The 7434-nt window shown below is 57.4% G+C and carries 6 protein-coding genes and 1 tRNA gene; 3 read left to right on the top strand and 4 right to left on the bottom strand.

Going from position 1 to position 7434, the window contains the following annotated elements:
- From L0H65_RS10770 to L0H65_RS10780, 3 genes are all read left to right on the top strand, one after another.
- A partial coding sequence (locus tag L0H65_RS10770) for a sulfur transferase domain-containing protein (RefSeq protein WP_301458929.1) occupies positions 1 to 244 on the top strand: 244 nt, incomplete at its 5' end.
- Positions 245 to 1414: 1170 nt separating this feature from the next.
- Positions 1415 to 1489 (top strand) — tRNA-Asn (locus L0H65_RS10775).
- Positions 1490 to 1709: 220 nt separating this feature from the next.
- The gene (locus tag L0H65_RS10780) at positions 1710 to 2744 is read left to right on the top strand and encodes a hypothetical protein (RefSeq protein WP_301458931.1); all 1035 of its coding nucleotides are present in this window, start codon (positions 1710 to 1712) and stop codon (positions 2742 to 2744) included.
- Here L0H65_RS10780 and L0H65_RS10785 read toward each other — a convergent pair.
- From L0H65_RS10785 to L0H65_RS10800, 4 genes are all read right to left on the bottom strand, one after another.
- On the bottom strand, positions 2724 to 4349 hold the full coding sequence (locus L0H65_RS10785) for an N-6 DNA methylase (protein ID WP_301458933.1): 1626 nt from the start codon (positions 4347 to 4349) through the stop codon (positions 2724 to 2726). The genes L0H65_RS10780 and L0H65_RS10785 overlap by 21 nt on opposite strands.
- A 118-nt stretch (positions 4350 to 4467) precedes the next feature.
- The gene (locus tag L0H65_RS10790) at positions 4468 to 5913 is read right to left on the bottom strand and encodes a hypothetical protein (RefSeq protein ID WP_301458934.1); all 1446 of its coding nucleotides are present in this window, start codon (positions 5911 to 5913) and stop codon (positions 4468 to 4470) included.
- Between the two features lie 201 nt (positions 5914 to 6114).
- On the bottom strand, positions 6115 to 6495 hold the full coding sequence (locus L0H65_RS10795) for a hypothetical protein (protein ID WP_301458936.1): 381 nt from the start codon (positions 6493 to 6495) through the stop codon (positions 6115 to 6117).
- Entirely contained in the window at positions 6492 to 7244 is a 753-nt protein-coding gene (locus L0H65_RS10800; RefSeq protein ID WP_301458938.1) for a hypothetical protein, read from the bottom strand. Before L0H65_RS10800 ends, L0H65_RS10795 begins: the two co-directional genes overlap by 4 nt.
- Between the last annotated feature and the right edge of the window lie 190 nt (positions 7245 to 7434).

Here is a 7434-nt window from a genome sequence, read left to right on the forward strand (position 1 = left end):
CGCCAATCCGGTGATCGGTGGCGGGATGACGATGGAGAATGTGACTGCGCAGGCACATGCGCTTGCCGCAACAAACGGGCCGGTGCTCGCGTATTGCGCCTCTGGCAACCGTTCCTCGGTCGTTTGGGCGCTGGCCCATGCCGGAAAGCTGCCGACAGATGATCTGATCGGCATCCCGGCGCGTTTTGGCTATAATTTGGAAGGTTTACGCGCGCAGTTGGATGCGATGGCGGCGTCAGGATAAACCGTCCACGGGCGGAACGAAGCGGTTTTCCACCATGCCGCGATGCGATGCGGTGTTGGGATCAGACCTTTTTGCAATTGAAACGGCAATCCGCGCTCGATCGCAGACCGTCGGTGGGATGACCGAAGAATGACTAGCGCGCAATCGGTGCCGCAGGTGGGTGAAAGCAGTTGCGTTCCATCGTGTGTTCACTGCGTTCGCCGAGGGTGCCGGTGTTGAACACGCCACACCCTCCTCTCGACAGATTGCTGCGCAGTCGCTTCCCATTGCCTGGCGCGTCAAATGCCTCGTCCGGCAACGGGGCAGGCGCACGAGCTGCGCGGCACGGCGGATTTGAGTGCGGGGCTGGCATGCGGAAAACTCCTTGCAGAGCGCGCATTTGACGCGAATTGGCTGCGTCAGGCGCTGACAAATGCCAGGATCGAAGCCGCCATTCCGGCCAAATCTGACCGGCGTTTCCCCGCTGAATTCGAGAGCGACATCTATCGGAGGCGGCAGCCGCTTGTCAGCGATTGCTGCGCATTCATCTTCCAGCCAACCGATTGAATACCTCCTGGAAAAACTGAAAGGGTTCAGAGACATCGCAACACGTTACGGCAAAGCCGGTGAAAGCCTCACCGCCCACATAGCTGTTGGCACAATAGTCATCAGGATAAGGCGAACGTCAAAAGGCCTTGGTCGGACCGCTTGCAACCTGTCTTTTGTTCGATTTTGCATCTGCATCCGATTGCAGGGAATGATGAACGTCGCGCCGCGGAGCGTTCAAAGCCGACGAAAAAGCGACGATCACTGTACTCTGAACCAGAGCGGCCGCTAAACGCGGCCAGCGAACTTGAACCACGGCAGGCAACCAATCCGGAGCGGCGCGCCAGCACCAGGAAATCTTAGCTTATAGCGGTGATGGCGCGAGGTGTTGAGCAAGAAGCGATCGAATTGTGTTATGTTTGGCGCATGCGAGCACAGGAAACGCGCCGTCGGTTGCCGGCTTGGTTGCGGCTGATGTTTCATTGGATCCACTTGAAGAACCTCAGGATTTTTGCCGTTCCGGCCCCGGTGCATCCTGCCGCTGAACGTGATTGCACACTGCCAACGCCTAGCCGCCACTTTCCACGAAAAAGATAGGAAAGGTTCTGGACGCCCCACCAAACCCCGGCTATACACCCCATGTGTTCCGGCGTAGCTCAGCGGTAGAGCAGTTGACTGTTAATCAATTGGTCGTAGGTTCGATCCCTACCGCCGGAGCCAAGATAAGCCCTTTAAGGTCAACGCCTTAGAGGGCTTTTTTATTTTCAAAAATTCTCGCGTAAGGCGGAAGAGTAAGGCGCGCGTAAGGCTCGGCGCTGCTTTCCATCGCATGTCGCGGTGCCACGGTAGCCCGCGCGCCGATCTGGCAACCCATTAGAAACTGGCACAAATACCGCCCCGCTGCTATTCATCGCGAAAAGCAGGTGATTGGGGGCGGCGAATGGGCAGGGATTACAGCCAAGCGATAGCGGCAAGTGGGTTGTCAATCTACGATCCAATCGAGATTGGCGACCCAGCATTGTGGGTTCCCACTCCCGAACTTGAGTCGCTACTCGACGCCCGGTTGCGCGGGGTCAGCTTAGCAGGCCTCGCACTACGAACCCGCTCGAAAGTGGTCAAGGAACACGTCTGCCGCGCGCTAGGTTATCCCGTCCCCCCGAGTTTCAAAAAGACGCAGCCTCGCTTTGTCGGTCAGATGTTCGACACCTATGCGCAGAAGGCAAACAACCTCCAAGTATGGAACGAGGAGCTATCACCAACGCGCCGCTATGTGCTCTTGCGCGTCGATGAGTCGGATCAGATTTCGCGCGTCAAGGTGGTCAACGGCGAGGAACTTGCGCAGCTAGACACCACCGGAACCCTTACCCAGAAGTATCAGGCGCGGTTGGTGCCGGGCGACGCAACCGAAGAACTTATCTCGCCAGCCGACACCGACGCGCTTCTGCCGCACACCCGGGCCGGGGCAAACCTTGCCGAACACGTCAGCCCAATAGACCATCCAGCCCACGGTCTATTGTTACCGATTGGCGAGGTCTTCGACCGGCTTCGCAGAGCGGTCGGTCGGTCTTTTGCCGATGCTGGTTGGGATCAGGAGCGCAATCGCGGCGCGGCCCTTCACCGCATCGTCTGCGAACTTCTAGGCTATGCGGATTACCGCGACGATGGGCGCTTCCCAGACGTTCGGAATCAATTATTAGAGGTCAAGTTACAGACCTCGCCAACTATCGACCTGGGTTTGGTTCGACCAGCCAGCGAGGAGCCGCTCGACGTGCCGCAAATCGCCGGAACACAGGTCCGCCACTGCGATGTTCGGTATGCACTGTTCTACGCGAAAACAGATGGGGCGGAGGTGACACTCACGCACATTTATCTGACAACAGGCGAGAGTTTTTTTAATCGCTTTCCGCAATTTGGCGGGAAGATTCTAAACAAAAAGCTCCAAATTCCATTGCCCTCAGATTTCTTCGACAGGTAGTCCAAAAGCGGTCCAAACCATTTCGTCAATTTGGCGTTCCAACGTGGGATCGGGGCCATCGGCCAGTCGGGCGTAGAGAACGCGGCAAGCGGCAACAATTGCGCGCGCGGTGCTGCTGGTCGGATCAGGAACGGGAAACTGCTCGACGTATTGCGTAATAAACCTCCGCCTTCCCGCGTAAAGTTTGTTGTTAAAGCGGAGATCATAGAACCGCTCAATAAAGGTCGAATTTGCGACGCCAAGGGCGAGCCAGAGGAGGTCTTCGTCACCTGTCAGCCAGTAGCAATCCCCGTTCACAACAGTGCCCTCTAGGTCCATCCAGAAAGTGGGCTGTTCCGATATGTCACGGAAAACGAGCTTGGGCGCGGGCCAATCAGCCGGATTCTGTGGCACCCAGATTTCATACCATTGCCGCCCTGCCTCGATCACATACCTACGGCCTTCAAGCGTCTCGCGATGTTCTTCAAGATAGGCCCGGCTTGCTGGGTATTCCGCCAAATCGACCGTCTGTTTTCGTCCATCAACGAGGTGGTGCGGATAAAGGACCTTGCGGTTGGGTGGTTCGGGCCGGAAACGCTGCGCCGTGTGGTGGGTCGTCAGGGGACGGTGCAATTCAAGTTCGCGGTCCCAACTTTTTGGCACGAAAACCTTGTCAGCACAGGTCTTTATGCCGACCCTTGTTTTGCCAATTTCTCGAAAGGTGCCCCAAGTGTGCTTCGCAACGGTCGCGAGCCAGCTTTCAACGCCAGCCGAAGCGAGCCGCCACACCCCGGCAGGATCGCCGCCGGTGTCTAGCGTCCCGTGCTGCACGAGAAAGGTCCTTCCGTCTGGAAGAGCCACCGCCCCGTTGTGCCCAAGCGCGGCAATAGGGTCAGCAGCAGTGTGCGACGGGTCTGCCTTAGTCTGGTAGATCGACAAGAAGGAAGACACAGAAGGTTCGGCCTCGGGTCCACGCGCAATTAACACGGCAGGTAGAACCGCCGCGTCAAATAACTTGGTGTCGCCCAAGTCATACACTTCTCGCAGGCGAAGGTTTGTCACCATCCCGGCGCGAGCGGATGCGCCGCCCTTTGTCGTCATAAATCGGTTCGATACGATAAAACCCGCCGCCCCGTCTGGTGCCAGAACCTTTGCCATCCCGAGGAGGAATGCGTGGTAAAGATCAACGCGCCCGGTCAACCCGAACTGTTGGGCGAGTTGTTGGGCACGGTCAGCCCCAATTATCTGGGTCCGAACATAGGGCGGATTTGCAATAATCAGGTCATAGGGGCTCGCAACGCCGAATAGGCCCCCCGCGAAGTCGTCAAGAACGTGGTCAAGGAAACTGCCAAGGCGGAGACTTAAGACCGCCTCGGGATATTCCTTCGATAGACGCGCGCGCGCCTCTGCCAGTGCCAATGGGTCAGTTTCAAATCCGTAGACCTCAACAGGTCCTTCAAGCCGGTCTAAGAGGGCGAGAAGCAACTCGCCATGTCCAACGGCGGGATCGAGGATGCGGGCGGCGCGCCCACACACTGGCACGGCAGCGGACACTACGCGACCAGCGACGAAATCAGCAAGCGCACGAGGGGTATAGGTCACACCATCCGATTTGGCATCGGCCACGTCACCATATCGCTTCGCAAACCTAACTGCCTCTGTCACGTCGCACCCCTTGTTCCGCAAATGTTCCAGCAGGAGATACTCCGAGCAACTCGCTAAGTCTATCCCCGGCACGACCAGTCTACCCTATCAGCCGATTAAAGATCGCCTGCAAGCGGGCGTCGATGGCAGTCCTTTGGCCATCGGCAATCAGATCAAGAAACTCGATAACCTGCTGGTCTCCCAACGCGATCATAAAGCCTCGCCCATCTTGTGCAGTGTCGCGGCAACGGGCACAAAGGCGATCATAGTTGTCGACATTTCTATACAGCAGCAATCCTAGCTGCCCTCTGTTCGCTCCGAAACGACCAGATAGTTGGTCAAACTCAGGATTGACAGGGTCTTTACTATAATTCTTACACTCGACCATAATCAGACGGGAGGCGATGTCGTGTGCTGTGTGTGCTCGCCAAAAGAACCCATCTTGCGCAGCATTGGTGTAAACCACGTCGATCCGCTTACGACCCTCATTTACCTCATATTCTTTCTTTGGGTAGATCAGGTTCGGCCAAAAAATAAACTCTAGCGCTCCCATAATAAAGGTATGGTAACGATCAGCATCAGCATTTCCGGGAGGAATGTTCGGTAGAGAAGCAGACAAAGCTCTGGCAAACATACCCTCATCGAAATCACTGTCAAACTCCTCGTGCCGAAGCGGCCCTTGCGCACCTTCGATCCCGGAATAAAAGCGCTTATAGTTTTCCAAAACCTCTGGGTGCGCCTCGGAAAATCGGGCAACAAAATCTTTGGAAAACGGGAAATGTTCCTTCAACTTTTTTTTGGTTGGTGGACGCCGCTCACCACTCGCCAAAACTCGAACTAAAGGCGACCTACGTTCAAATTCTTCTTGCTGGATAAAATTTAGAATATGCTGCGAGTAAAACTCTTGGGAGTCGAGTGCCATTTTTCGGCGCACAGTATATTTCGGAACCAAGATTAATCGCTTTTGGGCTACGACAGGCAGCCGGACATATTCTTGTCTCCAAGCCCCAGCGTCCATATCCCAGTAACGTCCGGAGGGATATTCACCTCTCAACGGAATGCTATGCAGCGCGCACTGCGCTTGGGTGTATTCGATCAAAGGTCGTCGGATGATGTTTGTCGTTATGTCTGAAATCTTATCACTTCCAATTCCGGGCACGAAAAGATCGCACTCCGCGAGTTCTTCCAACAATCCGGTTCGCGCGGCCTGTGACGCTGCGAGGCTTTCATAAAGATCAAATGCTTGTCTCCCCCCAACGCCCCTTCCAGCCGGAGCGCCTTGCGAAAGGCCAAGGCACGTTTCATTCGGCTCGCTTAGGCCATTCAACATCAGGCGCGCCTGCTGGTCGCGTCCTGCTCGAATGTGGTCCAGAGCGGTCTGGAAGAAATGCGAAATGTGACTATGGCAAATCTCAGACCATGCGTCTCCCTTCAGCGAGATAGCAAATGGGTCTATAAAGAGCGGAGTATCGCGGTCAGGTTCAATGTCTACGAAATCAAGTTGCGGCTGCTCTAGCCCGATCCCGAAAATCTCGGAAAACCTCATCTCTGCCCCCTTATGTTGTGCCCACTGCCGCCACCCATACAGGGGGTAGTTTGCGCGCTCAGGAAGACGGTATCAAGAAAAGATTATTCAGCTCACTTCACTCACCCCGAAAAGGCCTGCGACGGTTATCCCCGCGCAGGCTTGTTTTCTGGCATCACATGCTGCGCTTCCACGCCACCCTCTTGCCGAACGGTCAGAGGGTCAATGCAGGACGGGCCTGCGCAATTTCAGCCATCCCAGATCGGTCGTGGCGCAGAACCATCCGAAGGCCCGGATCACGGCGCGGTCGTGCTGGCGGATTAGGTGCGGCGTCGCCTTGTCGGGGTCGCGGACGGCATCGACCCAGACCGCACGGCGGTCCATAAGGGGCTGGCGCGACAACATTCCGACCAGACCGCCAAGCGGGCCGCGCGACACACGATAGAGCTTGGCAAAGCGGTCAACATCCGAAGGTGTGGGCCATCCATCCGGGTTGCTTTCCTCGGCCCAGGTAACAAGCGCCATATGGGCCTGTCGAAGGCGGCGCGGAAACAGGGTCGGGTAAGCGTCAGCGATGCGCTGCGACCAGACAATATTCATCATTCCGCCTCCACCGCCGCGCCCGCGTTCATTGCGCTGTCACGCTCCGCCAGTGCCGAAGCAATCCGAGCCGTTGCGTTCCGGCGGCCAGATGCGAACTCACGATCAGCATTCAGGGCGCGCTGGTGCGCCTGCTTAATTGCCGCGATGGCCGCGCGCGCCTGCCGCACATCATCACCAATCAGGCGATCCGCTAGTTCCTGCGGCGATGCGATCCGCTGCTTCGCGGGCATCCGATCCAGCAGGCTTGCGACACTGGCACCCAGAACGCGATCCAGCGTAGCAGCGGCCAGCATCGCCGCCGTCTTCAACTCTGCCGGGCCAGCGCCGGATAGCTGCGCCATATGGTTCGTGCGTTTATCGGTTCCAAGGCCCATCCGGGCAAGTGCGACGACTGGCGAGGCCCAAAGAGAGTCAGAGGCCGAAAGGCCCGAGGCCAGCGCGTCAAGCTGGCGGAGGATCGTCCAGCGGTCATCCTCAGAAATCTTGCGCACATCATTCCGAACCTTCACGTCCATCTTGGTTCCGGCGTTCTGCGCGTCGATCTTACCGAAACCGGCACGGCGCGCGCTGTCAGCGGCCTCCTGCGACTGTCTCAAAATTGCGGATTCAAGCCGTTCAATCAGGGCGCGGTGTTTTTCTTCAAGCCGGATTGCGTTGGCGACCGCCTCGGCCAGTTCGGGCAGGCCATAGAGCGTCCCGGCGGCGGGCAAGGTCGGGGGATTGTCGTCAGGGGAAAGGGTCGCGGTCATTGGTCGGTCCTCACAAATATGGTGGGGCCGACGCGCTGCCATTGCGCGGTCAGGGTCGCCATTGCCCCGGATGCGCAACTATAGCGCGAACCGTTGCGGCGGCAGAGCGGTATTCGTTGTTGTCGGAGCCCAAAGGCAAGGCGGATGGTTTGGCGATATTGGCGTGGTCGGCAGACCCGGTTTAGCCACG

This window comes from Pseudorhodobacter sp., assembly GCF_030452865.1.
In the GTDB taxonomy this organism is placed as follows: domain Bacteria; phylum Pseudomonadota; class Alphaproteobacteria; order Rhodobacterales; family Rhodobacteraceae; genus Pseudorhodobacter.